Raw genomic sequence first — 24,315 nt, 5'->3', positions numbered from 1 at the left:
GGAAACGCTTCACTCACACCACTGGCATGTGAGGATAAGGCCTGTTGGGCGGAATCCAAACCGTCATTTCATCACCTTCCTTAACGCTGCCCTCGCGCTCGACCCAGGCGGTCACGCCGCGCTTGTGCATGGCGGCGGGCACCACCTTGAACTGAACCTCCGGATGATGCTTCGCCACCACGTCGGCAATCTGCTTGCACGGCAGGTTCTCCATGTCGACCACCAGCACCGCGCCCGAGGGAAACTGCAATCGCGTCGACGGCAGCAGCAGGGTGAAGTCCGGCACGCCCGAGATCACCATGTTGGCGCCGAACCAGCCGGGATCGATCGCCGGAATGCCGAGCGCCTTTGCCGTGGCCTCAAGTTCCTCCACCGAGAGGATCGTCACCTGCCGCACGTTGCGGATGGGGGTGTTGCGCTTGTAGAGCTGCAGCGTGCGGCTGTCGGAGGCGCGCGTCTCGCCGCCATGGCAATCGCCGTCAGGGCCCGCAAAGGTGAGTTGCACCTCGCCCGTCTCCGCCTTCTCGAACCCCTTGTCGCGCGAGGCCCGCTGCAACAGCTTCTCCACCCGCCCGGGCTTCGGCAACTTGGTCAATAACGGCATATGGCATCTCCCTCCCATTGGCACTATACGAAGCGCCCATGAGCGACAACCACCCGGAACGCGAGACGCGGCTGGACGTGACGGGCCTTCTCTGCCCGCTGCCGGTGCTGAAGGCGCGCAAGCGGCTGGAGGCCATGGCCTCGGGCAGCGTGCTCAGCGTTGTCGCCACCGACCCCATGTCGGCCATCGACATGCCCCACTTCTGCACCGAGCAGGGCCATGTGCTGCTCTCGCAGGAGCAGCAGGGCGACACCCTTCATTTCAGGATCAGACGCAAATGACTTACGATTTCGGCCAGTTCAACAATTGGGGCACATTGAAGAAGGTGGCGGTGCGCGGCCCCGCCCAGGCCTTCCAGTCGGACGCCAAGATCGATGCGGAGTGGAAGGACCTCAACTTCCATTCCCGCCCCGACCTCGCCAAGGCGCTGAAGGAATTCGAGGCGGTGGAGAAGATCCTCGCCGCCACGGGCGCCGAGGTGATCAAGCTGCCCGCGGGGCCCGGCCTCACCCTCGATTCACTCTATACCCATGATGCACTCGTCGTGACCCCCAACGGCCTCGTGAAGCCGCGCATGGGCAAGCCCCAGCGCCGCAAGGAGGCGGAGGTGAACGGCAGCCATCTCGAGAGCCTGGGCTTCCCCATCGCCGGCGAGATCGACGGCGACGGCAAGCTGGAAGGGGGCGACCTTGTCTGGCTGGACCGCCACACGCTGATCGCCGGCGTCGGCTACCGCACCAATGTGGAAGGCGTGATGCAGCTGCAGGAGCTTGCGGGCGGCGACGTGGAGGTCCTGTGGTTCGACATGCCCCACTACAAGGGCCGGAGCGACGTCTTCCACCTCATGTCGGTGCTGAGCCCGCTCGACCACGACCTTGCGGTCGTCTACCTGCCGCTCATGCCGGTGCGGCTCGTCGAACTGCTCGAATCCCGCGGCATCGGTTTCGTCCATGTGCCGGACGAGGAGTTCGACACCATGGGCTGCAACGTGCTGGCGCTCGGCCCCCGCCACGCCATGATGGTGGACGGCAACCCCGAAACCCATCACCGCATGCGCGAGGCGGGCGTGAAGGTCGAGGTGATCAGCGGCGCCGACATCTGCCGCAAGGGCGAAGGCGGCCCCACCTGCATGACGAGGCCCCTCGTGAGAGGGTAATTTCTTTGAGCAACTTTCGCGTCGCAAGTGCGGGGCACTTGCTCGCCCGTTGCTCTAGAACAACGCTTTCACCTTGTCGGAGAAGCCGACGGTGACGCTGCCGTCGTCATGCTCGATGAGCGGGCGGCGGATGAGCGAGGGATGCTTGACGGCGAGCGCCACGGCTTTGGCCTCGGTCAGGTCCTCGGTCTCGGACTTTGGAAGCCCACGCCAGGTGTAGCCGGCGCGGTTGATCATCTTCTCCCAGCCGCCCAGCGCCTTGGACCAGCCGGCCACTTGCGTCTTGGTGGGCGGCGTCTCACTGTGGTCGGTGAACACCACCTTCACCTTCTTGGCGCCGAGATAGTCGAGCGCCTTCTGGCAGGTCGAACACTTCTTCAATCCGTAGGCTTTCATCGGGGTCCTCGCAGCGGGAGATCAGGAAGGATGTGGGATCAGGAGAGGGAGAGGGTCTTGTCGGTTTTACTGGCTCCGCCCGTCACCGGATCAGTGAAGGCCCGGAACAATTCCTCGATCGCCTTCTTCTCGATGTCCTTGACGATGAAGACAAGCCGGGTCTGCCGCTGCGGGTCGGGCCAATGATCAAGCCTCACCGGCGGATGGAGCACATGCTGCACCCCGTGCAGCACGACCGGCCGCTCCGGATCGTCCGAGAGCTTGATGATGCCCTTCATGCGCAGCAGGTTCGGGCCGTGATAGGAGGTGAGGAGTTCGAGGAAGAGCTCCAGCGCCTGCGGGCTGATGGGGTTGTCGTCGGTGAATGCAAATGAGCGGATGTGCTCGTCATGGCGGGAGACATCGTGAAGATGCCCGTGACCATGCCCGGTCCCGTGACCGTCATGGTGATGCTGGTGGCCATGGGAGGCGCGCTCCGCCCGCTGGACCTGTTCGAGCGAGAGCCAGGCCTTCACGTCCGGTGACTTGCCCGAAGGATCATAGACGCCGGTGTTGAAGAGGCGTTCCGCAGTCGCCTCGCCGCGATGGGTGGTGAGAAGGCGCGCACCGGGCGCAAGCTTCCGCACCCGCGCGATGATGGCGAAGAGCATGTCCTCGCCCGGCTTGCCCACGAGCAGATCGAGCTTGGTGAGGACGATGCGGTCGGCAACCGCCACCTGCTTCACCGCCTCCGGATGAGCGTCCAGCGTGGCCATGCCGTTCAAGCCGTCGGCCACGGTGATCACGCCTTCGAGGCGGAGGTGCGCGACCAGCAGCGGCTCCATCATCAGCACGTGCAGGATGGGCGCAGGGTCGGCGAGGCCCGTCGTCTCGATGACGATGCGGTCGAAGGCCTTGAGGGTGCCGGCATCTCGCCGCGCCAGAAGATCGGCAAGGGTATCGATGAGGTCACCGCGGATGGTGCAGCACAGGCAGCCGGAAGACAGCTCCACCACGTTCTCGTCGGACTTCTCCACCAGCAGGTGATCGATCCCCACCTCGCCGAACTCGTTGATGATAACGCAGGCATTGGCCAGCATCGGGTCCTTGAGGAGGCCGTTGAGCAGCGTGGTCTTGCCCGAGCCGAGGAAGCCCGTGAGCACGGAAACGGGAAGCGGTGTCGTCATGCCGGCTCCTTTTCCGGAAGAAATCCGGAGATGACAAGGGCGGCAAAGACCATGGCGCCGCCCACCCATTGGGCAAGCGCCATCGTCTCGCCCAGAACCCATACGGCGATGATGGTGGAAACGATGGGTTCCAGGTTGAAATATGGCGCAACGACCGAGGAGGGCGCGGCCCGGACCGACGACATATGGAAGAAATAGCCACCGAGGTAGGTGAAGGAGACCAGCGCCACCGCCATGTACGCATTGGGGCCGAGGCCGGCGCCGCCCGACAGGAGGTGAAGTTCGCCGCCGAAGCCCAGCGCCAGCCCCAGGATCACCGGCCAGATCGCAATATGGACGAGGCTGCCGAAGGCGGCGGGTGTCAGATGGCGTGACAGCATCCGCCCCGAGAAGAACTGCATCATGCAGCCCACCGCCGCACCGAAGGCAAGGAGCAGGCCGATGAGACTGATGTTCTCGAAGGCGGGCCCCACCGCCACCACCAGACCCGCAAAGCCAAGAAGGGCAACGCCGATGCGGGCGAGACCCGGCGCACGGCCTTCGGCCAGCGGGGCCGCCAGCACGATCAGCACCGGGAAGAGATAGAAGACGATGACCGAGAGCGTCACCGGCAGGAACTGCACCGAAGCGAGGTAGCAGGCCGAGACCATGAGCGTCGCCATGCACTGATAGAGGAAGACCGGCCAGGCGGCACGGCTGAGGCGGAAGCTTTCGCCGCGCACCAGCGCCACGAGGCCAAGCCCGATCGCCACCACGGTGGTTCGGCTCAGCACCGATTCAAGCGCAGGCACGCCGTTGAGAAAAGCCATGCGGGCGAAGTTCGGTACCGCGCCATAGATCGAGGCGGCAGCAAGGGCGAGCAGCACGCCCGTCAGATGGGCCGGCTTCAGCATGAGAGCATCAATGACCGATCCGGCGAACCGGCTTCTGCTCCGAGTCAGCACCCTGCTCGATGGATGTCTGCGCCGCCTCGGCCGCCTTCTTCGCCTTGGCGACCATGGCGATCTTGTCCATCAGCACCGCGGGCAGCACGTCGCAATGTGCGCCATCCTGCTTGTACTGGGCGCAGACGGTGGCGCTCTTGCCCTGGTCGAGGCCCCAGATCACCGGCGAATAGCCGCTGTTGTCGGGGAGCTCGATGACGCCCGCCTTGCCGCCGGCGGTGAGGCCCGCGGGGCTGAGGGCACGGCCGCGGAGCGCCATCTGCGCCTTGTCGGCGGAATCATAGGTGCCGAAGGAGGCGGCCCATCCGGCAAGCTCCGCCCCATCCTGCACAGTGACGAGCGGCTTGCTGCGGCAGACCGTGCCGGTCATGTCGACGGGCACGATGGCGCCCTGCGGCAGGTTCGGCACGTCAGCCACCTTGCGCCGGGGTGCGGGCGGCATGTCGAAGCCTTCCTCCAGCATGGCGCGGGCGGCGGCGGCGCGGGCCGCACTGTTCTTCATGCCCATGACCACGGCGATGAGGCGGCGGCCGTTGCGCGTGGCCGAGGCGACGAGGTTGAAGCCCGAGGCGCAGACGAAGCCCGTCTTCATGCCATCGGCTTCCGGCATGGTGCGGATCAGGATGTTGCGGTTGGGCAGGCGCTTCTTGCCCACCTCGACGAAGGGCTGGATGAAGTACTTCTGGTACTCCGGGAACTCGTTGATGATGACAGCGGCAAGCACCGCGAGATCGCGCGCGCTCGAGACGTGGCGCGGATCGAAGAGACCGTTGGGATTCTGGAAATGCGAGGCGGTGAGGCCGAGGCGCCTGGCGTTGGCGTTCATCTCGTCGGCAAAGGCGGCGATGGTTCCGTCGGCGCCTTCGGCGAGGACATAGGCCATGTCATTGGCAGAGTAGACGAGCAGCGCCTGCAGCGCGAAGTCGACGCTCACCGTCTTGCCCACCGGTACGCCGATCTTGCTCGGCTCCTGCGAGTTGGCGAGTTCCGACACGGTGAGCTGCTGGTCCGGCTTCATCAATCCGGCGCGCAGCTTCTGGAAGATGATGTAGCTCGTCATCAGCTTGGTGAGGGAAGCGGGATAGTAGGGCTCGCCCGAGCGGCCTTCCATCAGCACCTCGCCCGAGCGGGCGTCGATCATGATGAAGGGGCCCTTGGGTTCGACCTTTGCCGGAGGCTGGGCCTTGGCGTCGCTTTTCTTGTCGGCATTCGCGGCATCGGCGGCGTCTTCCGGATCTTCGGGGTCCGCCGGCTTCTGGACCGCCTTGGCCTTGCCCTTGTCCTTCGCTGTCTTTGTCTTGTTGTCTTTCGCCGTGTCCTTCGCCTTCTCCTTCGTCTTGGCCTTGGTCTTGGCCTTGACGGGGGGCGGAGGCGTCTGCGCCTGGCCGGTGGCGGCCGCATCGCTCACCTGGGCGAATGCGGGCGTGAACATCAGCAACAGCGAGAGCAGAATGAAAGCGAGCTTCTTCACGAACGACATACCTGGCCTTCGGCACCACGGTGCCAGACGATCCCCACGGAGGATTGCAACACGTCAATCCGGACTCGTCAAGGAACAGGAGTGGTGCCCGTGGAGGGACTTGAACCCCCACACCTTTCGGTAGCGGATTTTGAGTCCGCCGCGTCTACCATTCCACCACACGGGCATTCACGCGAGCGCAACCTCTAAAGCGTGAGGGCTTGCGCCGTCAACCGGAAAGGGGCTTAAGGCTGGTTCCCATGATCTTCATCACGCCCTCCCTCGTCATTGATCCGGCTGACCTCAGCTGGAGCTTCATGCGGGCTTCGGGTCCGGGCGGACAGAACGTCAACAAGGTGGCGACCGCCGTCGAGCTGCGCTTCAACGTCGAGGCCGCGGCCCTGCCCGACGACATGCGCGTGCGCCTCCGCAGCCTTGCCGGACGGCAGCTCACGCAAGGAGGCGAACTGGTGATCACCGCGCAGGAGCACCGCTCGCAGGAACGGAACCGCGAGGATGCCCTTCACAAGCTGGTGAGCCTCCTGCGCAAGGCCGCCATCAGGCCGCGCAAGCGTATTGCCACCAAGGCGACAAAGGCGTCAAAACTGCGCCGCCTCGAATCGAAGGCGCGCCGCTCCGACGTCAAGAAGAAGCGGCGTTCAAAACCCGGACTGGATGATTGACGGCCCATGCTGCGCGCCCTCTATGACTGGACACTCTCGCTGGCCTCGCGCAAATCCGCGGAAGCCTGGCTCGCCGTGATCGCCTTCGTGGAAAGCTCCGTCTTCCTCGTCCCGGCCGATGTGCTCTTTTTGCCCATGGCGCTGGCGCGGCCGAAACTTGCCTATCGCTTTGCACTGATCGCAACGCTTGCCTCCACGCTGGGCGGCATCGCCGGCTATTTCATCGGCTACTTCGCCTATGAGGCCTTCGCCAAGCCGGTGCTGGCCTTCTACGGCAAGCTCGAAGCCTTCGAGGCGCTGAAGAACTGCGCCAGCGAGGACACGCTGGTGATGCTGCTCGTCACCTCGGGCCTCGCCCATTTGCCGCCGATCAAGGTGGTAACCATCCTCGCAGGTGTTGCGCAGGTGAGCTTCGTCTTCTTCCTGCTCTCCTGCGTGATCGCCCGCGGTGCCCGCTTCTTCGCTCTCGCCTGGGCGCTGCAACGCTATGGCGAGGGCATCAAGACCTTCATCGAGAAGCGCCTCGGTCTTCTCGCCGGCATTGCGGCAGCGGTGCTCATTGGACTCTATCTCGCGGTCAAGTATCTTGCCGCCTCAGGAACCACCACATGCTGACACTCTCGCCCCGCGCCACCAGTCTTCTCATCGCCATCGGCGCCTTCCTGCTGATCGCGGGCGCATGGATCTTCGAATACTACGGCTACCTGCCGTGCGAGCTCTGCCTGCTGCAGCGCTACGCCTATTACGTGGGCGTGCCGCTTGCGCTCGTCATCTTCTTCTGGAACCCGAGCTGGATCCGCGCCGCCCTTGCGGTGATGGCATTGCTCTGGCTTGCAAGCGCCGTCTTTGGCTTCTGGCACGCGGGCATCGAATGGGGCTGGTGGGAAGGACCCGTCACCTGTTCAGGCGGCGGCGATCTCGGTGTGGGCGGAGGCCTCGGCCTTCCCGATCTCACCAAGCGCGCGGTGAAGTGCAACGAAGCGGCGATCCGCATTCTCGGATTGTCGCTCGCCGGATGGAATGCGGTATTCTCGCTCGCCTTCGCGGTGCTGGCCTTCCGCGCAGCGCGCGCGCCCTTCGTTCCCAACCGCTGATCCGTTCACGGATCGAGTTCGGTATCCCAGTAGAGATAGTCGAGCCAGCTGTCGTGCAGGTAGTTGGGCGGGAACAGGCGGCCGTTGCTGTGCAGGTCGTTGACGCTGGGGCAGCGCGGCTTGTGGGCCGGGAACATGCCGGCCTCGTGCGGCAGCAAGCCACCCTTGGCGAGATTGCACGAGGCGCAGGCCGCGACCACGTTGTCCCACGTCGTCTGCCCGCCCTTCGAGCGCGGGATCACGTGATCGAAAGTGAGGTCATCGCCCGAGCCGCAGTACTGGCATTCGAAGCGGTCGCGCAGGAAGACATTGAACCGCGTGAAGGCAGGCGAGCGTGCCGGCTTCACATAGGTCTTGAGCGAGACGACCGAAGGCAGACGGAACTCGAGCGAAGGACTGCGCACCACCCGGTCATATTCCGAGACGATGTTGACGCGGTCCATGAACACGGCCTTGAGCGTGTCCTGCCAGCTCCACAGGGACAAGGGATAGTAGCTCAATGGCCGGTAATCGGCATTGAGGACAAGGGCAGGACAGGCTTCCGGCGCGATGGGCGCGTGATACAAGGTCAGTCTCCACCTGCTGTCTTGGCAGCGACTCCTACTATATATTGCGTGACAGCCCTGTGAAGAGGGCCCGTTAACAATGCTTTCCGCTTCCGGATGTGGGCGTTTCAGCTCGCCTGTTCAAGGCCGCGGAGACCCCGGTAGTGCGACCAGAGAAGCCGGGCCGCGACCGCCCGCCAGGGCGCGAAATCCTCTCCCAGTTTCCGCATCGCCGTGTGGTCGGGCGTCTGCCCGCGCGCCAAAAGATCGCCCGCCGCATGACGGAGCGCGAGATCGCCCCAGGGCCAGATATCGGCCCGCTGCAGCGCCGCCAGAAGATAGATGTCCGCCGTCCATGGCCCGACACCGGGCAATGAAATCAAGTGTTTGCGCGCCTCTTCGTCACTCGCTGCGCTGATGGCCTCGAATAAATCAGGAGAGGTGAGATATTCCCGCGCAATGCCGTGAAAGCTCTTGGCCTTCGCCCCCGAGAGGCCGAGCGCCCTCAACTCCGCATGCGAAATCGCAAGCACCGTCTCGGCCGTGAAGGGCCGCAGCCGCTCGGCCAGCCGGAGCCAGATCGCGTGCGCTGCCTTGAGCGAGAGGAATTGCTCGGTGACGATATGAAGCAGGCTCTCGAAGCCGGGCGTCATGGCGCGAAGCGACGGCAGGCCGTGGCGCGCCACCACGTTTTCGAAGCGTGGTTCGGCGCGGCAGAGGGCGGCCACCGCGTGGGGCATGATCTCGTCGCTGAGGATGAGCATGGGGAGAAAGGTTTGACGGATGCCCTCTCCCTTCGCAAGAAGGAGCCCATGCAGCCACCCGTTTTCCGCTTTGCCCCGAGCCCCAATGGCAGGCTTCACCTGGGGCATGCCTATTCCGCCCTGCTCAACGAAAGACTGGCGCGCGAAGCCGGCGGCCGCCTCCTTCTCCGCATCGAGGACATCGACCGCGAACGCTGCACGCCGGAAAACATCCGCGCGGCCATCGATGATCTCGCCTGGCTCGGTATCAGCTTTGAAACGCCTGTGCTCCATCAATCGCGCCGCATGGCCGCCTATCGCGAGGCCATCGTGACACTGATGGAGATGAACCTCCTCTATGTCTGCACCTGCACGCGGAAAGACCTCGCGGCCTTCGCCGATTCGCATCCGGACGCTCCGCGCGATCCCGAGGGACAGCCGCTCTATCCCGGCACCTGCCGCCGCGTGGCGCACATGTTCTCCGCCGACTCGGCGCTGCGGCTGCGCATGAGCGAGGCCATCGCCCGCACCGGGCCGCTCACATGGAACGAGAAGGGCGAGAGTATCTCAGCCCATCCCGAGCGCTGGGGTGATGTCATCATCGCGCGCAAGGGGATCGGCACCAGCTATCATCTCTCGGTGGTGATCGACGACGCCTTCCAGGATGTCACCGATGTGGTGCGCGGCGACGACCTGCGCGAACAGACGGCGATCCACCGCGTGCTGCAAACGCTGCTCGGTCTCCCCGCGCCGCGCTATCACCACCATGATCTCATCCGGCACGACACGGGCCGCAAGCTCGCCAAGTCGAAGGGCGATGAAAGCCTTGCCGACCTCCGGGCTGCAGGTGCCACGGCGCAGGAGATCCGCACGCTCCTCGGCTTCGGCTGATTGAGATTTTTGGCGCATCTTGCGCGTCGCAACCGTGACCACTTGCTCGCACGATGCGCCAGAAATCGAAATCAGAAATCCGAAGTAATGCCCTTCTTCTCCCAGTCGCCGTAGCGGGTGGGTTCGGGGCCGCGCGGACCGCCCTGTTCCGGCGGCAGCGGCTTCGCCTTCTGTTCCTTGCGCCGGGCTTCCGCCTCGGCAAGGGCGCGCCGGGCTTCGGGGGTGAGGGTGCGTTCTGTCATTCTTGCAAACTCTGGTGTTGCTCACCATTTAGGCCTCGAAACCACACTCTGAAAGAGGCGTCTGTCCATGAACCAGATGAAGACCGGGCTGCTGATGGCGGCGATGACCGCCCTCTTTCTGGCCATCGGCTATCTGCTCGGCCGCGAGACCGGCATGGTGATGGCGCTGGGCTTTGCCGTGATGACGAACCTCTTCGCCTACTGGAACGCCGACAAGATGGTGCTCTCCATGGCGGGTGCGCGGGAAGTGTCGGAGCGCGAGAGCCCGGAGTTCCATGCCATGGTCGCGCGGCTCGCGCAGAATGCCGGGCTGCCCATGCCCAAGGTCTACATCATCGAGCAGGACCAGCCCAACGCCTTTGCCACCGGCCGCAACCCGGAGAATGCCGCCGTGGCGGCGACGACCGGTCTTCTCCAGCGCCTCTCCCGCGACGAGGTGGAAGGCGTGATGGCACATGAGCTCGCCCACGTGAAGAACCGCGACACGCTGATCATGGCGATGACCGCCACCATCTCGGGCGCCATCGGCATGCTCGCCAATTTCGGCTTCCTCTTCGGCAGCCGCGACCGCAACGCGCCGGGCGGCGCCATCGGCCAGATCCTGCTCATCGTGCTCGCTCCCCTGGCCGCCATGATCGTGCAGATGGCGATCAGCCGCACCCGCGAATATGGCGCCGACCGGGGTGGTGCCGAAATCTCCGGCAAGCCGCTGGCGCTCGCCTCGGCGCTCCGGCGCATTGCCTCGGGTGCGCAGGCCATTCGCAACGAGGAGGCGGAGGCCAACCCCGCCATCGCCCATCTCTTCATCATCAACCCGCTGGCCGGGACGGGGATCGATTCCCTCTTCTCCACCCATCCCAATACGGACAGCCGCATCGCCGCCCTCGAGGCCATGGCGGCGGAACCGGGCTTTGCCGGGGCTGCGGCACAGGGCCGCTCCACCCGCGGTCCCTGGCAGGTTGAGGAGAACCCGGCGGATGCAACCCGGAAAGGACCCTGGGGATAAGCCCGAAAGCGGCCACCCCGTTAGCACTTCATTAACCAGCTTCGGCGGAAGCTTGGCCCTGCCCCGAACCCGTTGGACCTCATGACTGACCGCGCCTCATCGCTGTTCAGAACGGTGCTGCATCCCGTTCTGTCGTCGTTCCGCCTTCGCGGGGCGGGCAGCACCCTGCCGGTGACGGTGCACCACGCCGTGCCCGCGGTGAGCCTGAGCGGCCTCATTCTGGCGAGGCCCCAGCACGGCGCCGACTTCAATGCCCAGCTTGCAGGCGCCCAGTTCGCCGAGGCCATGTATGGCGGCATCTACGAATTCGCGGGCGAGCGTGTCGACGCCCTGCCCGATGCCGTCTTCTCCTGTGCGGCGCCCAGCAAGGAATGGCGTGCCGCCCTCCTCCGCATGGAATGGCTGTCGCGCTTCCGGGCCAGCGGCCGTCCGGTGCATGGCCTCTTCGCGCTCCGCCTGCTTGCCGCCTGGATGAAGGCGAATCCTCAGGGCGCCACGCCGGCCGACCAGATCGCCACGCTTTTCAGCCTTGCCGTCGATGCCCCCGCCATTGCAGCGGAGCAGAGCCCGGCGGCGATTGCGCTGGCCACCTCCTGCATCCTCCGCGCCCAGACGCCGGTCCAGAAGATCAAGCCCGCGACTCCGGACGAGGCCTTTGCCCGCACGTCGGCGCTGCTCGCCGCGCACCTCGCCACGCGGCGCAGCGATGCCCAGCGCGCCCGCCTCGTGCAGGAGCTGGGTGATGCGCTCTCCGCCCTGCTCCACGCCGACGGCAGCCTGAGGAGCGGCAGCATCGACGACCTCTGCCGTCTCGACGGCCGTCTCTGGACCCTGACCGACGGCCTCACCCGTGCGGGCGATGGCGTGCCCGCTTCGCTCTCGACGCTCGGTGCCAGCATCGCCAGCTATCTCGCCCTCATCACCCGGGCCGATGGCACGCTGGCCTTTGCCGATGCACCCGATCTCGCAGCGCCTGCCGGCACCCTGCCCCTGCAGGGCAGCGCCCTTGCCGCCGATGCAGGCCATGCCCGCCTCTCCGGCGGACAGACGCTGCTTCATGTGGGGCTCTGGACCAAAACGAAGACCTTGCCGCTTCGCATGGAAATGAGCGACGGCGGCCGCGCCCTGCTCTGGCTTGAACAGAAGTCCCGCCGCACTGGCAGTGGCCTCACGCCCGTCCTCCATTGTGCGCCGGGCGGCACGCTGCTCGAACAGCAGGGCGAGACCGGCCCCGCGGACGGCAGCCATCTCGCCCTCTTCCTCTCGGGCGACGGTTCGGACATCCGCCTCGAGGACCGTGCCGCACCCCGCGACGGCGGCAGCTACCGCCTGCATGTGCCGGAGACGGCCAAGCTCTCGACCACCCACAACGGCACCGGCGCCATGATCGTGCCCGCCACGGGCCAGCCCTGGCAGGTGCTGGTCAGGGGCGGCAGCATCCAGGTGGAACAGGGCGCCTTCCTGATCACCGCCGGGCCTGACGACGGCCATCCCCTGAACTTTGCCCTGAAGCGGGTCGCCAAGACCGAACGCGCCGTCCCTCCCCGCGCCACGGCCGAGAAGCCCGTGAAAGGCCGCCCGCGTCCGCCGGGAAATCCACGGCTACTTTAGAACTCCGCGCACTTTGCAATTCCGGTGGGCGGGTGCATTCGCTATGAGCCGGGCCATGACCCATGCCATGACCAACGCCACGCTCCGCCCCGTCGCCCGCGCCCTGCTCTCCGTCTCCGACAAGACCGGCCTCATCGACTTTGCCACCGCCCTCAGCAAGCGCGGCATTGCGCTCCTCTCGACAGGTGGCACGGCCAAGGCGCTGCGCGAGGCAGGACTCACGGTGCGTGACGTCTCCGAGGAAACGGGCTTTCCCGAAATCATGGATGGCCGGGTGAAGACTCTGCATCCCGCCATTCACGGCGGGCTCCTCAGCGTGCGCGGCAATGCGGTGCACGAGAAGGCCCAGGCCGACAACAACATCCGCAACATCGATCTCCTCGTCGTCAACCTCTATCCCTTCGAGCAGACAGTGGCGCGCAAGGCCGGAGCCGAGGAGACGATCGAGAACATCGACGTGGGCGGCCCAGCGATGATCCGCGCTGCCGCCAAGAACCACGATGGCGTGGCGGTGGTCACCGATCCTGCCGACTATGCCGCGGTGCTTGCCGATCTCGAGGCCAACAATGGCGCCACGACACTGGCGCTCCGCACCGCACTCGCCGCCAAGGCCTTCGCCCGCACCGCGAGCTATGATGCAGCGATTGCCGCGTGGTTCCAGCAACAGGCGGGCAACACGCTGCCCGCCCGCGTCATCACCGCGGGCACGCGCGAACTGGCGCTCCGCTATGGCGAGAACCCGCATCAGGAAGCGGCCCTCTACCGCAGCAATGACGGGCGCGTGGGCCTGCTTGATGCGAAACAGGTGCAGGGCAAGGAGCTCTCCTACAACAACATCAACGATGCCGATGCGGCACTTGAATGCGTCGCGGAGTTTTCCGGCACCGCACCCGCCTGCGTGATCGTGAAGCATGCGAACCCCTGCGGCGTGGCCGTGGGCGGCACATTGGCGGAGGCCTACGCGAAGGCGCTCGCCTGCGATCCCGTCAGCGCCTTCGGCGGCATCATCGCCCTCAATCATCCGCTCGATGCAGCGACCGCAAAGGCGATCAGCGCCATCTTCACCGAAGTGATCCTGGCGCCGGGCGCAAGCGATGAGGCGCTGCAGATCATGGCGGCGAAGAAGAACCTCCGCCTCCTGCTACTGCCGGGCATGCCCGATGCCAAGGCGCAGGCGCGCATCGTCAAGTCGATCGCGGGCGGCCTTCTGGTGCAGACGCGTGATGCAACCGCCCTCGACGAGATCACGCCGAAGGTGGTGAGCAAGCGCGCGCCCACGGAGGGCGAACTCGCCGATCTCCGCTTCGCCTGGCGCGTGGCGAAGCATGTGAAGTCGAATGCCATCGTCTTTGCGAAAGACGGCGCCACGGTGGGCGTGGGTGCGGGACAGATGTCGCGCATCGATTCCACCCGCATCGCGGTCAGCAAGTCTCTCGATGCGGCGAAGGCCATGGGCGGCGACACACCGCTGGTGCAGGGCGCGGTGCTGGCGTCGGACGCCTTCTTCCCCTTTGCCGACGGCATCGAGGCCGCAGCCGATGCCGGCGCCACCGCCATCATCCAGCCCGGCGGCTCGATCAAGGACGAGGATGTGATCAAGGCGGCGGATGCCCGCGGCCTCGCCATGATCTTCACGGGCCAGCGCCACTTCCGGCATTGAAATAAACACCGTCATGCTGAGCTGCCTTGCGGCAGCAAGGCCTCGCAGCATCTTGATTCCCGCCGCACCCTCACCACATGCTCTTCCGCAAACAGGGAGTGCATCATGCTTGTGACCACCACCAACACCGTCGAAGGCCGCCGCATCGTCGAGTACAAGGGACTGGTGGCGGGCGAGGCCATCCTCGGCGCCAACCTCTTCCGCGATCTCTTCGCCTCGATCCGTGATATCGTGGGTGGCCGCTCCGGCTCCTACGAGAAGGTGCTGAACGATGCCCGCCAGACGGCGGTGGCGGAGATGACCGACAAGGCGGCACGGCTGGGTGCCGATGCGGTGATCGGCGTCGACATCGATTACGAGACCGTCGGCACCAACGGCTCCATGCTGATGGTCACGGCTTGCGGCACCGCGGTGAAGCTGGGATAGTCCGCCGCCTTGAGGAGGCGGCATGGTCACCACGGTCGAAAGTGCAAGCGACATGATCCGCGGCATGAACCCGGTGCTGCAGCCGGGACGCTTCGTGTTCTGGTCCAGTGCCGACGGCGAACCGCCCGCCTCTCTTCGCGACGCCGCGCTTGCCACGTTCCGCGAGACGGAAGGTCTGTCCCTTCTTTTGCACGAGGACGACGCGGTGAAAGCCGGCCTCGGCGCCAGCGCGCCGATGCGGCAGATCACCATGAAGGTCTATTCCTCGCTCACCGGTGTCGGCCTCACCGCGGCCGTCGCCACGGCGCTTGCAGCCGAGGGCATCGCCTGCAACGTCATCGCCGCCACGCTGCATGATCACATCTTTGTGCCGGCGGAAGATGCCGAGCGCGCCATGGCCGTGCTGGCGCGGCTGCAGGCGGCAGCCGCTTCACGTTCATGATTTCGTCTGTGAGAGAAAATGGAGCGGGCGACGCGAATCGAACGCGCGACCCTAACCTTGGCAAGGTTATGCTCTACCCCTGAGCTACGCCCGCTTAAGCGACCCGGTGCGACGGTGATAGGCATCGGGCGGGCGTCTTATTGCCTAAGCCGATTGCAAATGCAATAGCGTCGTTCGCGATTGTAAGAAAAGGGATAATGACCGATGCCGGCCACGCGCCAGGAGCTTTTCGACCTCTTCGGAAAGCTCGGAATCACAACGAAAACCGCCGAACATCCCCCCGTCTTCACCGTCGAGGAGGCCAAGAAGGTCCACGACGGCATTCCCGGCGGCCACTGCAAGAACCTCTTCTGCAAGGATGAAAAGGGCGCCCTCTGGCTGATCGTGGCCCTGGAGGATTCCGTCATCAACCTGAAGGCGGCCCCCGCCAGGATCGGCTCCAAGCGCCTCACCTTCGGCAAGCCCGACCTGCTGATGGAGATCCTCGGCGTGGAACCGGGCTCGGTGACACCCTTCGGCCTCATCAATGACAGGGAGCTACGCACCAATGTCATCCTTGATGCCCGGATGATGAAGGAGGAGATGCTGAACTTCCATCCCCTGCAGAACACCGCGACCACCACCATCGCCGCTGCCGACCTCGTCACCTTCATCAAGGCGCTGGGCCACAACCCCAGGGTTGTCGAGGTCAGTGATCCCTTGCCGTAAGGCGGCAGAACGCCCAGATTAATGGTGATCTCCCTTTTTCCAGACTTGGAACCCATCCCATGAGCATGACCCTCGACAGCAAAGGCCCGGCCAACAGCGCCGTGAAGGATGCAACCGACGCCAGTTTCATGGCCGACGTGATCGAAGCCTCCAAGGAAACGCCGGTGATCGTCGATTTCTGGGCCCCGTGGTGCGGCCCCTGCCGCCAGCTTGGCCCGGCGATCGAGAAGGTGGTGAAGGAGCAGCAGGGCAAGGTGCGCCTCGTCAAGATCAACATCGACGAGAACCCCACCTATGCGGGCCAGCTTCGCGTGCAGTCGATCCCCGCCGTCTTCGCCTTCGTGGACGGGCGCCCGGTCGACGGCTTCATGGGTGCGCTTCCCGAAAGCCAGATCCGCCAGTTCGTTGGCCGCCTCGGCAAGATGGGCGGGCTCGCCGAGCAGATCGCCTCGGCGCTGGCCATGGCGCGCGCCGCCGTGGCCCAGAAGGAATATGAGACCGCCCTCGACATCACCGGACAGATTCTCCAGGCCGATCCGACCCAGGCCGAGGCCTATGCCCTGCAGGCCCAGGCGCTGATGGACTCGAACGAGCTGGAAACCGCCGCGGCCACCCTCGCCGCCGTTCCCGCCGACAAGGCCAATGATCCGCTGATCGTCAGCGCCAAGGCCTCGCTCGACCTGCTGATGAACCCCGTCGATACCTCGGGGCTTGCAACCCTCGAAGCCGCTGTGGCGGCAAACCCGGCCGACTTCGCGTCACGCCTCGAACTCGCGGTGCTTTACAATGGCGCCGGCCGCCGGGCTGACGCCACCGACCAGCTGATCGCCATCATCCGCAAGGACCGCGGCTGGAACGATGAAGCGGCGCGCAAGCAACTCGTGCAATTTTTCGAGGCCTGGGGCCCGAAAGACGAATACACCCTGCAAGGCCGCCGGAAGCTTTCGTCCGTATTGTTTGCGTAACAGTCAGAGGTCCTGATGCCGCGCTACACATCCGTTGATGATCTGCCCGTCGTCATTCCGGTCTTTCCGCTGTCGGGAGCGCTCCTCCTGCCGCGTACGGAATTGCCGCTCAACATTTTCGAACCGCGCTATCTCGCCATGGTCGAGCAGGCGATGGCGAGTCACCGTTTGATCGGCATGATCCAGCCGGTGCCGGAGGACAATGGCCCCCTGCCCGAACTCACGCAGGTGGGCTGTGTGGGCCGCATCAGCTCCTACACCGAAGCGGATGACAACCGCCTCGTCATCTCGCTCACCGGCATCTGCCGCTTCACCGTGGTGCGCGAACTGCCGGTCGTCACGCCCTACCGCCAGGTGGAGGCGGACTACCGCGGTTTCGCCGCCGATCTTCTCACCGACAACAACACCCGCAGTGTTGACCGCGCCGCGGTGATCAAGGCCTTCCGGCAATATCTCGAGGCCAACAACATGAGCGCCAACTGGAGCGAGGTGGAGCAGATCCCGACCGAGCTTCTGGTGAACACGCTCTCGCAGCTCGCTCCCTACCCTGCCCCCGAGAAGCAGGCGCTGCTGGAAGCGAGCGACCTGCAGGCCCGCGCCGACATGCTGATCGCGCTCACGGAGCTTGCGCTCTCGGGCGGCACCAAGGGTGCGCGCCTGCAATGAGTGCAACAGCCGATCCGAAACTGCTGGAGCGCCTCGTCTGCCCGGTGACCAAGATGCCGCTCGTCTATGATGCGGAGAAGCAGGAGCTGGTCTCGCGCGCCGCGGGCCTTGCCTATCCAATCCGCGACGGCATTCCGATCATGCTCGCCGAAGAGGCGCGGGACATCAACCGTGAGTGAGGCACCCTGGCCCACCGAGATCCGCGTGCGCAACGAAGGCACGGTGCTTGCCGTCACCTTCGACACGAGCGAGGCGGGCGAGGTGAGTGCGGAACTCCTGCGCGTCGAAAGCCCGAGTGCGGAAGTGAAGGGCCATGGCCCGGGACAGGAGACGCTCGTCTGGGGCAAGCGCAAGGTGAAGATCGCGCGCATTGAAGCGATCGGCAACTACGCCATCCGCCCCATCTTCGACGATGGCCATTCCACCGGCATCTTCACCTGGCCCTACCTGCTCAAGCTGCTGCGCGAGAAGGACACGCTCTTCACCGCCTACGAGGCGAAGCTGAAGGCGGCGGGGCTGTCGCGGTAGAATTCTTTCATCGTCATTCCATGCGAGCGATGCAGAGGCATCGCGAGACATGGAACCCAGCTTCTTTTCTCCGTTTACGTCATCCGCCAAAGCTGGATTCCGGCTCGCGCGCGACATCTCGCATGCGCTCGATCAAGGCGCGCGTCCGGAATGACGGAGTGAAAATATCTCTGAAGGATGATTGGTTGAAAGCGTTGCTTTCTTTTTCAACCGTCACCCCCGCGAAGGCGGGGGCCCAGCTTCCTTTGTTCGCGAATGTAGTCGCAAAAGCTGGATTCCGGCTCGCGCGCGACATCTCGCATGCGCTCGATCAAGGCGCGCGTCCGGAATGACGGAGTGAGTGATACTGAGGATCGTCTCCTCACATCCCCCGCATCAGCTTCGGCAGTGTGCCCACCATGCCGGCGGCTTCTTCCATCAGCGCGCGCTTCACGCCGGGCATCTTGTCGACGAGGCGCAAGCCCGTCTGGCGCAGCAGGCCGAGCAGCGGCCAGTCATTGACGAAGAGCGCATTCATGCCCTCCATCGCAAGGATGGTGGAGGCGATGTCGAAGCGCCGCCACTGGCTGTAGCGCTCGAGCACCGCAGGCCCGCCATGATCCTCGCCGCGCAGCATGGCTTCCGACACGCAGTCGGCAAGTGCGGCCACATCCTTGAAGCCGAGATTGAGGCCGAGCCCCGCGAGCGGATGAATGATGTGCGCGGCATCGCCCACAAGCGCGGTGCGCGGACCGGTGATCGCCCGCGCCACGTGACGCTTCAGCGGGTAGGCCTGACGCCTGCCTTCGAGCGTGATGCGGCCGAGGTGGCTGCCCACCTTTTCATTGAGTGCTTCAGTGAAGGCCGCATCATCAAGCGCCATCAGCCGTGCTGCATCCTCGGGCGAGGTGCCCCAGACGATCGAAGCGCGGTTTCCCGGAAGCGGCAGGAGCGCGAAGACGCCCGTCGCCGAGAAGTGTTCCTCCGCCCGGTTGCCGTGGGGCAGTTCGTGCGCCATCGCGAAGGTGAGGGCGACCTGGTTGTCGTCATGGCCATCGATGGCGATGCCGAGATCGTTGCGCACGAAGGAATTGCGCCCGTCGGCGCCGATGAGAAGAAGGGCGCGGGCGCTGCTGCCGTCGGCGAGATGCACTTCGGCGAAACCCGGCGTGCGGGTAATGGCGGTGATGGTGACGCCGCCGCGGATCTCGATCCCCGGCACGGTGTCGATCTTCCCGATGAAGGCCTCGGCGATCCAGCGGTTCTCGGTCATCGTGGCCGCGGCCTTGCCCTCGCCGTCGGCGAGGAAGGAAAGGAGGGCAGGGCGGGTGTCGAGGCTGCCCTTGCCGTCGGTGACGACGATGTGGCTCATCTCGGCGCAGTGGGGGGCGAGGGCTGGCCACACGCCCAGGCCCTTGAAGACATTCTGGGTGGCGCGGGTGAGGGCGGAGCCACGGGTATCCATCGCCGCTGCGGCGAGGTTGCGGGGGTCACGGGCATCGACGAGGAGCACCCGGGCCGGGGGCCGGGCTTGCGGACCCGCCAGCGCCAAGGCCATGGCGAGGCCGTTGGGACCGCCACCGACGATGATCACGTCATGGGAGGAGGGGGGCGATGAGGCAGATGAAGGGCCGTCCGTCATGGCGCGCCTCCTGATGAAGAATTAGGCAAAGATGAATTTTTGCACAGATTACAGGCACCATCTCCGGGGTCCATCTGGACTGTTAAAAAATCCTTAAGTGATTTCATGAGCTTGCGATCTACCTGTTCTGGCACGAGTCTTGATTTGGAGAGTCCGGTCGAACAACAGGGGCATACCCGGAAAGGGCTCTCTTCACATGAAATATATCGTCGCAATCATCAAACCCTTCAAGCTCGAGGAGGTGCGCGAAGCGCTGGGCGCCCTTGGCATCCAGGGCATCACCGTCACGGAAGTGAAGGGCCATGGCCGCCAGCGTGGCCACACGGAATTCTACCGTGGTGCTGAATATGCCGTGAGCTTCGTGCCGAAGATCAAGATCGAGGTGGCGGTGGACAATTCCCTCGCCGACCGCGTGATCGAGGCCATCCAGATCGCCGCCCAGACCGGCCAGATCGGCGATGGCAAGATCTTCATGCTGCCGCTCGAACTCGCCGTGCGCGTGCGCACCGGCGAAACCGGCGCCTCCGCCCTCTGACGCTCTCGCATTTTCTGAAAGGAAATCTTCGCATGTCTCTGAAGGACACTCTGAAACGGCCGCTCGCGGCCCTGGCGGGAGGTGCCCTGCTGGCGGCCTTGTTGCCCGCCACCAACGCCTTCGCTGCCGCCTCGGTCAACAAGGGCGACACCACCTGGATGCTGGTCGCCACTTCGCTGGTCGTCTTCATGACGGTGCCGGGCCTCGCCATGTTCTACGGCGGCCTCGTCCGCAGCAAGAACGTCCTCTCGGTGCTGATGCAGGTCTTCGTCGTCTTCAGCCTGCTCGCCATTCTCTGGGTGATCTACGGCTACTCGCTGGCCTTCACCAACGGCAACGCCTTCATCGGCGGCTTCGACAAGGCCTTCCTGAATGGCGTCACCATCTCCTCGATGGCGGCCACCTTCTCGAAGGAAACCTATATCCCTGAGTTCACCTATCTCGGCTTCCAGCTGACCTTCGCGGCGATCACGCCCGCCCTCATCATCGGCGCCTTCGCCGAGCGCATGAAGTTCTCGGCCGTGCTCATCTTCATGGTGATCTGGTTCACCTTCTCCTACCTGCCCATGGCCCACATGGTCTGGTGGTGGGCGGGCCCGGACTGCTACACGCTGAGCCCCGACGCCATCGACACGGTGAAGGCCTGCGTGGGTGAAGCCGCCGCAACCGACTTCCTCGCCAAGCTTGCCGCCGCAGCCGATGATGCCGCCAAGGCCACCGTGCTCGCCGACTACGCCTCGGCAGTGAATGCCTCGAACGGCTTCCTCTTCAACAAGGGCGCCCTCGACTTCGCCGGCGGCTCCGTCGTGCACATCAACGCCGGTGTGGCGGGCCTCGTCTGCGCCCTCATGCTCGGCAAGCGCCTCGGCCTCGGCAAGGAATCCATGGCCCCGCACAACCTCACGGTTGCCGGCATCGGCACGGGCATGCTCCTTCTCGGCTGGTTCGGCTTCAACGCCGGCTCCAACCTGGAAGCGAACGGCCTCACCGCTCTCGTCATCCTGAACTCGATCCTCGGTGCCGCCGCCGCCACCCTCACCTGGTGTCTGGGTGAATGGGTGACCCGCCGCCACGCCTCCTTCCTCGGCGCGGCTTCGGGCATGGTTGCGGGCCTCGTGGCCATCACGCCGGCCTGCGGCTGGGTGGGCCCGATGTCGGCGATCGTGATCGGCGCTCTGGCCGGCATCATCTGCCTCACGGCGGTGGTCTGGCTCAAGGCCAAGCTCGGCTATGACGATGCCCTCGACGTCTTCGGCGTCCACGGCATCGGCGGCATCGCCGGCGCACTCCTCACCGGCATCTTCGTCAACCCGAACTGGTCTGGCGGCTGGCAGGGCATGGGCGTCACCGACTACCTCGCCACCGATACCTCGTCCAAGATCGCTGAATACTCCCTCAGCGCACAGATGACCGCCCAGATCTATGGCGTGGTCGTGGCCGTGGTGCTCTCGGCGGTGGTCAGCTTCGTCGCCTGCCTGATCTGCAAGTTCACCGTCGGCCTCCGTGTCGACGAGCAGGACGAGCGTCAGGGTCTCGACATCACGAGCCACAACGAGCGCGCGTACAACTAAGACTTTTCCTCCTGACAGCTGCGACCCCCGCCCTCCGGGCGGGGGTTTTTTTGTCGCGGGACTGGCCCCTGCACCCCGCCATTTACGGCCCCTTAACCCTGGCTTGCCATTGTGGCCGTTAACCATTTGTTATGCCGGCGCGTCAGCGTCCGGGCAGGGATCAAGCCATGGCCGTCCAAGACCACTACGACACCGACGACAGCGCCATTCCGGCGGCTCTCCGCCGCTTCGTCCGGAATCGCGCCTACGAGCTCTCGGGCCTCATCGTGCTGGGCAGCGTGACACTCGCCGGACTGTCGCTTGCCTCGTGGTCATCGGCCGATCCCTCCTTCAATCATGCGACCGACGCCGCCCCCGGCAACTGGCTCGGCTATCCCGGCGCCGTCGTCGCCGATCTTCTCGCCCAGCACCTCGGCCTTGCGAGCCTCGCCCTTCTCTTCATTCCACTCGCGTGGGTCTACCGCCTCTTCAGCCACGAGACCCTGAACAACTTCAAGATGGCGATCCTGAGCTGGATCCTCGCCGTGGTGGGCGGGGCCCTTCTCGCCTCGGTGCTGCCGCCGCCCGCCGCCTGGCCGCTTGCCGGCGGCATGGGCGGGCAGGTGGGCGACAGCCTCGCCAATCTCCTCGTCGGCACGCTGGCGATCGGCCTCAAGCCTGTCTTCGCCGAGATGATCTCCTTCCTCGCAGGCGTTGGCCTTCTCGCCTGGTTCGGCCTCCGTGCCATGGGCTTGACCGGCCAACACACCCGCGAAGGGGTGAATGCCTCGGGCCGTCTTCTCGGCCGCACCGCGACGTTGGGCTGGGGCGCCGCCCTCACCGGTGCAGGCGCCGTGACAGCCGGCGCAGGCTTCCTCTCGCGCCTCTGGCAGCAGCGCCAGGAGCGCCGCGCCGCGCAAGCCCAGGGTGACGATGAGGATGGCGACATCCTCACCCGCCTTGCACCTGCCCGCGGCCTGATGAAGGGCAAGCGCAAGATCGAACCCACGCTTCTCGACGACGAGGGCCGTGACGAGGAGCCGGGCGACGAGGAAGAACCGGACGAAGACGAGGACGCCGAGGAGGATGAAGACGAGGAGCCCGTGCGTCCTGCGAAGGCGGCGGCGAAGCCCAAGGCCAAGCGCAAGTCGGCCGATGAGTTCGAACTTCCCGACCTCGATCTCCTGAGCGAGCCGAAGAAGCCGAGCAAGCAGAACGAAGTGTCGGCAGAGGTGCTCGAGGACAATGCCCGCACCCTCGAGGGCGTGCTCGACGATTTCGGCGTGAAGGGCCAGATCATCGACGTGAAGCCCGGCCCCGTCGTGACGCTCTATGAACTCGAGCCTGCGCCCGGCATCAAGTCGTCGCGCGTCATCAGCCTTGCCGACGATATCGCCCGCTCGATGAGCGCCATCTCGGCCCGCGTCGCCGTGGTGCAGGGCCGCAACGCCATCGGCATCGAACTGCCCAACGCCAAGCGCGAAACCGTCTATCTCCGCGAGATGTTTGCCGCGCCCAACTTCACGGGCAGCACGGCGAACCTCGTGGTGGCGCTCGGCAAGAACATCGGCGGCGAGCCGATCTACGCCGATCTCGCCCGCATGCCGCATCTTCTGATCGCCGGCACCACCGGCTCGGGCAAGTCGGTCGGCATCAACACCATGATCCTGTCGCTGCTCTACCGCCTGCCGCCCGACCGCTGCAAGCTGATCATGATCGATCCGAAGATGCTGGAATTGTCCGTGTACGAAGGAATTCCGCACCTGCTCGCGCCCGTCGTCACCGATCCGCGCAAGGCGGTGGTCGCCCTCAAGTGGGCGGTGCGCGAGATGGAAGAGCGCTACAAGAAGATGTCGAAGGTCGGCGTGCGGAACATCGACGGCTTCAACACCCGCGTCGCCCAGATGATCGAGAAGGGCGAGAAGCTGTCGCGCACCGTGCAGACCGGCTTCGACCAGGAAACCGGCCAGCCCATCTTCGAGCAGGAGGAGATGGAAACCGCACCCATGCCCTACATCGTCGTCATCATCGACGAAATGGCCGACCTGATGATGGTGGCGGGCAAGGACATCGAAGGCGCGGTGCAGCGCCTGGCCCAGATGGCGCGTGCCGCCGGCATCCACGTGATCATGGCGACCCAGCGCCCCTCGGTCGACGTCATCACCGGCACCATCAAGGCGAACTTCCCCACCCGCATTTCCTTCCAGGTCACCTCCAAGATCGACAGCCGCACCATCCTGGGCGAGCAGGGCGCCGAACAGCTCCTCGGCCAGGGCGACATGCTCTACATGGCGGGCGGCGGGCGCATCTCGCGCCTGCATGGTCCCTTCGTCTCCGACGCCGAAGTGGAGGCGATCGTCCGCCACCTCAAGTCGCAGGGCGCACCCGACTATGTGGATGCCGTCACCGAGGAGCCGGAAGAGGGCTTCGGTGAGCCGGGCGCCATGGGGTCCGAAGGCGGCGGTTCGGGCGATGACCTCTATGATCAGGCCGTGGCCGTGGTGCTGCGCGACAAGAAGGTCTCCACCAGCTATATCCAGCGCCGCCTGCAGGTGGGCTACAACAAGGCCGCAAGCCTCATCGAACGGATGGAGCAGGAGGGCCTGATTTCGGCCGCCAATGCCACCGGCAAGCGCGAGATCCTGGTGCCGGGCGACAGCGCCCGCGTCTGATG

The 24,315-nt window shown here is 65.3% G+C and carries 29 protein-coding genes and 2 tRNA genes; 20 read left to right on the top strand and 11 right to left on the bottom strand.

The window, feature by feature from the left end:
* Positions 1-13 precede the first annotated feature (13 nt).
* Positions 14-604 (bottom strand): MOSC domain-containing protein, encoded by a 591-nt coding sequence (locus QM801_RS17850; RefSeq protein ID WP_415020554.1) that lies wholly within the window; start codon positions 602-604, stop codon positions 14-16.
* Positions 605-642: 38 nt separating this feature from the next.
* Between QM801_RS17850 and QM801_RS17845 the strand changes: the two genes are divergently transcribed.
* Both QM801_RS17845 and QM801_RS17840 read left to right on the top strand, forming a co-directional pair.
* Positions 643-885 carry a sulfurtransferase TusA family protein gene (locus tag QM801_RS17845; RefSeq protein WP_415020553.1) on the top strand — a complete coding sequence of 81 codons (243 nt, stop codon included), beginning with the start codon at positions 643-645 and terminating at the stop codon, positions 883-885.
* Positions 882-1,760, top strand: a complete 879-nt coding sequence (locus tag QM801_RS17840) for a dimethylarginine dimethylaminohydrolase family protein (protein ID WP_415020552.1) — start codon at positions 882-884, stop codon at positions 1,758-1,760. The genes QM801_RS17845 and QM801_RS17840 overlap by 4 nt, the downstream gene beginning before the upstream one ends.
* A 54-nt stretch (positions 1,761-1,814) precedes the next feature.
* On the opposite strand, the gene QM801_RS17835 is transcribed toward QM801_RS17840, so the two are convergent.
* The 5 genes from QM801_RS17835 to QM801_RS17815 form a co-directional block, all read right to left on the bottom strand.
* Positions 1,815-2,156 (bottom strand): arsenate reductase family protein, encoded by a 342-nt coding sequence (locus QM801_RS17835; RefSeq protein ID WP_415020551.1) that lies wholly within the window; start codon positions 2,154-2,156, stop codon positions 1,815-1,817.
* A gap of 38 nt (positions 2,157-2,194) precedes the next feature.
* Entirely contained in the window at positions 2,195-3,322 is a 1,128-nt protein-coding gene (locus tag QM801_RS17830; RefSeq protein ID WP_415020550.1) for a CobW family GTP-binding protein, read from the bottom strand.
* The gene (locus QM801_RS17825) at positions 3,319-4,215 is read right to left on the bottom strand and encodes a DMT family transporter (protein WP_415020549.1); all 897 of its coding nucleotides are present in this window, start codon (positions 4,213-4,215) and stop codon (positions 3,319-3,321) included. Before QM801_RS17825 ends, QM801_RS17830 begins: the two co-directional genes overlap by 4 nt.
* Before the next feature lie 7 nt (positions 4,216-4,222).
* Positions 4,223-5,746 carry a D-alanyl-D-alanine carboxypeptidase family protein gene (locus QM801_RS17820; RefSeq protein ID WP_415020548.1) on the bottom strand — a complete coding sequence of 508 codons (1,524 nt, stop codon included), beginning with the start codon at positions 5,744-5,746 and terminating at the stop codon, positions 4,223-4,225.
* Positions 5,747-5,828: 82 nt separating this feature from the next.
* A tRNA-Leu gene (locus tag QM801_RS17815) sits at positions 5,829-5,912 on the bottom strand.
* A gap of 73 nt (positions 5,913-5,985) precedes the next feature.
* Between QM801_RS17815 and arfB the strand changes: the two genes are divergently transcribed.
* Genes arfB through QM801_RS17800 form a run of 3 tightly spaced genes read left to right on the top strand, consistent with a single transcriptional unit; the run spans position 5,986 to position 7,502 of the window.
* Positions 5,986-6,408 (top strand): alternative ribosome rescue aminoacyl-tRNA hydrolase ArfB, encoded by a 423-nt coding sequence (gene arfB / locus QM801_RS17810; protein WP_415020547.1) that lies wholly within the window; start codon positions 5,986-5,988, stop codon positions 6,406-6,408.
* Between the two features lie 6 nt (positions 6,409-6,414).
* Positions 6,415-7,023: a YqaA family protein gene (locus QM801_RS17805; protein WP_415020546.1), complete on the top strand. Its 609-nt coding sequence runs from the start codon at positions 6,415-6,417 to the stop codon at positions 7,021-7,023.
* Positions 7,017-7,502: a disulfide bond formation protein B gene (locus QM801_RS17800; protein WP_415020545.1), complete on the top strand. Its 486-nt coding sequence runs from the start codon at positions 7,017-7,019 to the stop codon at positions 7,500-7,502. Before QM801_RS17805 ends, QM801_RS17800 begins: the two co-directional genes overlap by 7 nt.
* A 5-nt stretch (positions 7,503-7,507) precedes the next feature.
* Here QM801_RS17800 and QM801_RS17795 read toward each other — a convergent pair whose 3' ends face one another.
* Positions 7,508-8,068: an HNH endonuclease gene (locus tag QM801_RS17795; RefSeq protein ID WP_415020544.1), complete on the bottom strand. Its 561-nt coding sequence runs from the start codon at positions 8,066-8,068 to the stop codon at positions 7,508-7,510.
* A gap of 107 nt (positions 8,069-8,175) precedes the next feature.
* The gene (locus tag QM801_RS17790) at positions 8,176-8,811 is read right to left on the bottom strand and encodes a DNA-3-methyladenine glycosylase family protein (RefSeq protein ID WP_415020543.1); all 636 of its coding nucleotides are present in this window, start codon (positions 8,809-8,811) and stop codon (positions 8,176-8,178) included.
* Between the two features lie 48 nt (positions 8,812-8,859).
* Here QM801_RS17790 and gluQRS point away from each other — a divergent pair, with 48 nt between their 5' ends.
* Positions 8,860-9,681 (top strand): tRNA glutamyl-Q(34) synthetase GluQRS, encoded by an 822-nt coding sequence (gene gluQRS, locus QM801_RS17785; protein WP_415020542.1) that lies wholly within the window; start codon positions 8,860-8,862, stop codon positions 9,679-9,681.
* A 71-nt stretch (positions 9,682-9,752) separates the two neighbouring features.
* Here gluQRS and QM801_RS17780 read toward each other — a convergent pair whose 3' ends face one another.
* Positions 9,753-9,923: a DUF1674 domain-containing protein gene (locus QM801_RS17780; protein ID WP_415020541.1), complete on the bottom strand. Its 171-nt coding sequence runs from the start codon at positions 9,921-9,923 to the stop codon at positions 9,753-9,755.
* A gap of 67 nt (positions 9,924-9,990) precedes the next feature.
* On the opposite strand from QM801_RS17780, the gene htpX reads away from it, so the two are divergent.
* The 5 genes from htpX to QM801_RS17755 all read left to right on the top strand — a co-directional run bounded on the left by htpX (position 9,991) and on the right by QM801_RS17755 (position 15,068).
* Positions 9,991-10,929, top strand: a complete 939-nt coding sequence (htpX, locus tag QM801_RS17775; RefSeq protein WP_415020540.1) for a zinc metalloprotease HtpX — start codon at positions 9,991-9,993, stop codon at positions 10,927-10,929.
* An 81-nt stretch (positions 10,930-11,010) separates the two neighbouring features.
* Positions 11,011-12,540: a hypothetical protein gene (locus QM801_RS17770; protein WP_415020539.1), complete on the top strand. Its 1,530-nt coding sequence runs from the start codon at positions 11,011-11,013 to the stop codon at positions 12,538-12,540.
* A gap of 55 nt (positions 12,541-12,595) precedes the next feature.
* On the top strand, positions 12,596-14,200 hold the full coding sequence (gene purH, locus QM801_RS17765; protein WP_415020538.1) for a bifunctional phosphoribosylaminoimidazolecarboxamide formyltransferase/IMP cyclohydrolase: 1,605 nt from the start codon (positions 12,596-12,598) through the stop codon (positions 14,198-14,200).
* A gap of 105 nt (positions 14,201-14,305) precedes the next feature.
* Positions 14,306-14,626 carry a heavy metal-binding domain-containing protein gene (locus QM801_RS17760; RefSeq protein ID WP_415020537.1) on the top strand — a complete coding sequence of 107 codons (321 nt, stop codon included), beginning with the start codon at positions 14,306-14,308 and terminating at the stop codon, positions 14,624-14,626.
* A gap of 22 nt (positions 14,627-14,648) precedes the next feature.
* Positions 14,649-15,068 carry an ACT domain-containing protein gene (locus QM801_RS17755; RefSeq protein WP_415020536.1) on the top strand — a complete coding sequence of 140 codons (420 nt, stop codon included), beginning with the start codon at positions 14,649-14,651 and terminating at the stop codon, positions 15,066-15,068.
* Between the two features lie 19 nt (positions 15,069-15,087).
* On the opposite strand, the gene QM801_RS17750 is transcribed toward QM801_RS17755, so the two are convergent.
* A tRNA-Gly gene (locus tag QM801_RS17750) sits at positions 15,088-15,162 on the bottom strand.
* Positions 15,163-15,272: 110 nt separating this feature from the next.
* Between QM801_RS17750 and QM801_RS17745 the strand changes: the two genes are divergently transcribed.
* The 6 genes from QM801_RS17745 (at position 15,273) to QM801_RS17720 (ending at position 18,267) form a co-directional block, all read left to right on the top strand.
* Complete coding sequence (locus QM801_RS17745; protein ID WP_415020535.1) at positions 15,273-15,776, top strand: prolyl-tRNA synthetase associated domain-containing protein; 504 nt, start codon at positions 15,273-15,275, stop codon at positions 15,774-15,776.
* A 59-nt stretch (positions 15,777-15,835) separates the two neighbouring features.
* Entirely contained in the window at positions 15,836-16,741 is a 906-nt protein-coding gene (trxA, locus tag QM801_RS17740) for a thioredoxin (protein ID WP_415020534.1), read from the top strand.
* A gap of 15 nt (positions 16,742-16,756) precedes the next feature.
* Entirely contained in the window at positions 16,757-17,407 is a 651-nt protein-coding gene (locus tag QM801_RS17735; RefSeq protein ID WP_415020533.1) for an LON peptidase substrate-binding domain-containing protein, read from the top strand.
* Positions 17,404-17,586: a Trm112 family protein gene (locus QM801_RS17730; RefSeq protein ID WP_415020532.1), complete on the top strand. Its 183-nt coding sequence runs from the start codon at positions 17,404-17,406 to the stop codon at positions 17,584-17,586. The genes QM801_RS17735 and QM801_RS17730 overlap by 4 nt, the downstream gene beginning before the upstream one ends.
* On the top strand, positions 17,579-17,935 hold the full coding sequence (locus tag QM801_RS17725) for a gamma-butyrobetaine hydroxylase-like domain-containing protein (protein WP_415020531.1): 357 nt from the start codon (positions 17,579-17,581) through the stop codon (positions 17,933-17,935). Before QM801_RS17730 ends, QM801_RS17725 begins: the two co-directional genes overlap by 8 nt.
* A 122-nt stretch (positions 17,936-18,057) precedes the next feature.
* Positions 18,058-18,267 (top strand): hypothetical protein, encoded by a 210-nt coding sequence (locus QM801_RS17720; protein ID WP_415020530.1) that lies wholly within the window; start codon positions 18,058-18,060, stop codon positions 18,265-18,267.
* A 29-nt stretch (positions 18,268-18,296) separates the two neighbouring features.
* On the opposite strand, the gene QM801_RS17715 is transcribed toward QM801_RS17720, so the two are convergent.
* Positions 18,297-19,556 carry a UbiH/UbiF/VisC/COQ6 family ubiquinone biosynthesis hydroxylase gene (locus QM801_RS17715; protein WP_415020529.1) on the bottom strand — a complete coding sequence of 420 codons (1,260 nt, stop codon included), beginning with the start codon at positions 19,554-19,556 and terminating at the stop codon, positions 18,297-18,299.
* 196 nt (positions 19,557-19,752) lie between these two features.
* Between QM801_RS17715 and QM801_RS17710 the strand changes: the two genes are divergently transcribed.
* The 3 genes from QM801_RS17710 (at position 19,753) to QM801_RS17700 (ending at position 24,313) form a co-directional block, all read left to right on the top strand.
* Positions 19,753-20,091, top strand: coding sequence for a P-II family nitrogen regulator (locus QM801_RS17710; RefSeq protein WP_415020528.1), 339 nt, complete (start codon positions 19,753-19,755; stop codon positions 20,089-20,091).
* A 32-nt stretch (positions 20,092-20,123) separates the two neighbouring features.
* Positions 20,124-21,662, top strand: coding sequence for an ammonium transporter (locus tag QM801_RS17705; RefSeq protein ID WP_415020527.1), 1,539 nt, complete (start codon positions 20,124-20,126; stop codon positions 21,660-21,662).
* A gap of 167 nt (positions 21,663-21,829) precedes the next feature.
* Positions 21,830-24,313, top strand: a complete 2,484-nt coding sequence (locus QM801_RS17700; RefSeq protein WP_415020526.1) for a DNA translocase FtsK — start codon at positions 21,830-21,832, stop codon at positions 24,311-24,313.
* Positions 24,314-24,315 lie beyond the last annotated feature (2 nt).

The sequence above is a fragment of the Aestuariivirga sp. genome (assembly GCF_047600585.1).
Classification (GTDB): Bacteria; Pseudomonadota; Alphaproteobacteria; order Rhizobiales; family Aestuariivirgaceae; genus Aestuariivirga.
This window is presented reverse-complemented; position numbering and strand designations above follow the sequence as displayed.

Excerpts from the sequence above, each read along its gene's own strand:
- QM801_RS17850 (WP_415020554.1), bottom strand. The coding sequence starts at position 604 with ATGCCGTTATTGACCAAGTTGCCGAAGCCCGGGCGGGTGGAGAAGCTG.
- QM801_RS17845 (WP_415020553.1), top strand. The coding sequence starts at position 643 with ATGAGCGACAACCACCCGGAACGCGAGACGCGGCTGGACGTGACGGGC.
- QM801_RS17840 (WP_415020552.1), top strand. The coding sequence starts at position 882 with ATGACTTACGATTTCGGCCAGTTCAACAATTGGGGCACATTGAAGAAG.
- QM801_RS17835 (WP_415020551.1), bottom strand. The coding sequence starts at position 2,156 with ATGAAAGCCTACGGATTGAAGAAGTGTTCGACCTGCCAGAAGGCGCTC.
- QM801_RS17830 (WP_415020550.1), bottom strand. The coding sequence starts at position 3,322 with ATGACGACACCGCTTCCCGTTTCCGTGCTCACGGGCTTCCTCGGCTCG.
- QM801_RS17825 (WP_415020549.1), bottom strand. The coding sequence starts at position 4,215 with ATGCTGAAGCCGGCCCATCTGACGGGCGTGCTGCTCGCCCTTGCTGCC.
- QM801_RS17820 (WP_415020548.1), bottom strand. The coding sequence starts at position 5,746 with ATGTCGTTCGTGAAGAAGCTCGCTTTCATTCTGCTCTCGCTGTTGCTG.
- arfB (WP_415020547.1), top strand. The coding sequence starts at position 5,986 with ATGATCTTCATCACGCCCTCCCTCGTCATTGATCCGGCTGACCTCAGC.
- QM801_RS17805 (WP_415020546.1), top strand. The coding sequence starts at position 6,415 with ATGCTGCGCGCCCTCTATGACTGGACACTCTCGCTGGCCTCGCGCAAA.
- QM801_RS17800 (WP_415020545.1), top strand. The coding sequence starts at position 7,017 with ATGCTGACACTCTCGCCCCGCGCCACCAGTCTTCTCATCGCCATCGGC.
- QM801_RS17790 (WP_415020543.1), bottom strand. The coding sequence starts at position 8,811 with ATGCTCATCCTCAGCGACGAGATCATGCCCCACGCGGTGGCCGCCCTC.
- gluQRS (WP_415020542.1), top strand. The coding sequence starts at position 8,860 with ATGCAGCCACCCGTTTTCCGCTTTGCCCCGAGCCCCAATGGCAGGCTT.
- QM801_RS17780 (WP_415020541.1), bottom strand. The coding sequence starts at position 9,923 with ATGACAGAACGCACCCTCACCCCCGAAGCCCGGCGCGCCCTTGCCGAG.
- htpX (WP_415020540.1), top strand. The coding sequence starts at position 9,991 with ATGAACCAGATGAAGACCGGGCTGCTGATGGCGGCGATGACCGCCCTC.
- QM801_RS17770 (WP_415020539.1), top strand. The coding sequence starts at position 11,011 with ATGACTGACCGCGCCTCATCGCTGTTCAGAACGGTGCTGCATCCCGTT.
- purH (WP_415020538.1), top strand. The coding sequence starts at position 12,596 with ATGACCCATGCCATGACCAACGCCACGCTCCGCCCCGTCGCCCGCGCC.
- QM801_RS17760 (WP_415020537.1), top strand. The coding sequence starts at position 14,306 with ATGCTTGTGACCACCACCAACACCGTCGAAGGCCGCCGCATCGTCGAG.
- QM801_RS17755 (WP_415020536.1), top strand. The coding sequence starts at position 14,649 with ATGGTCACCACGGTCGAAAGTGCAAGCGACATGATCCGCGGCATGAAC.
- QM801_RS17745 (WP_415020535.1), top strand. The coding sequence starts at position 15,273 with ATGCCGGCCACGCGCCAGGAGCTTTTCGACCTCTTCGGAAAGCTCGGA.
- trxA (WP_415020534.1), top strand. The coding sequence starts at position 15,836 with ATGAGCATGACCCTCGACAGCAAAGGCCCGGCCAACAGCGCCGTGAAG.
- QM801_RS17735 (WP_415020533.1), top strand. The coding sequence starts at position 16,757 with ATGCCGCGCTACACATCCGTTGATGATCTGCCCGTCGTCATTCCGGTC.
- QM801_RS17730 (WP_415020532.1), top strand. The coding sequence starts at position 17,404 with ATGAGTGCAACAGCCGATCCGAAACTGCTGGAGCGCCTCGTCTGCCCG.
- QM801_RS17720 (WP_415020530.1), top strand. The coding sequence starts at position 18,058 with ATGCGCTCGATCAAGGCGCGCGTCCGGAATGACGGAGTGAAAATATCT.
- QM801_RS17715 (WP_415020529.1), bottom strand. The coding sequence starts at position 19,556 with ATGACGGACGGCCCTTCATCTGCCTCATCGCCCCCCTCCTCCCATGAC.
- QM801_RS17710 (WP_415020528.1), top strand. The coding sequence starts at position 19,753 with ATGAAATATATCGTCGCAATCATCAAACCCTTCAAGCTCGAGGAGGTG.
- QM801_RS17705 (WP_415020527.1), top strand. The coding sequence starts at position 20,124 with ATGTCTCTGAAGGACACTCTGAAACGGCCGCTCGCGGCCCTGGCGGGA.
- QM801_RS17700 (WP_415020526.1), top strand. The coding sequence starts at position 21,830 with ATGGCCGTCCAAGACCACTACGACACCGACGACAGCGCCATTCCGGCG.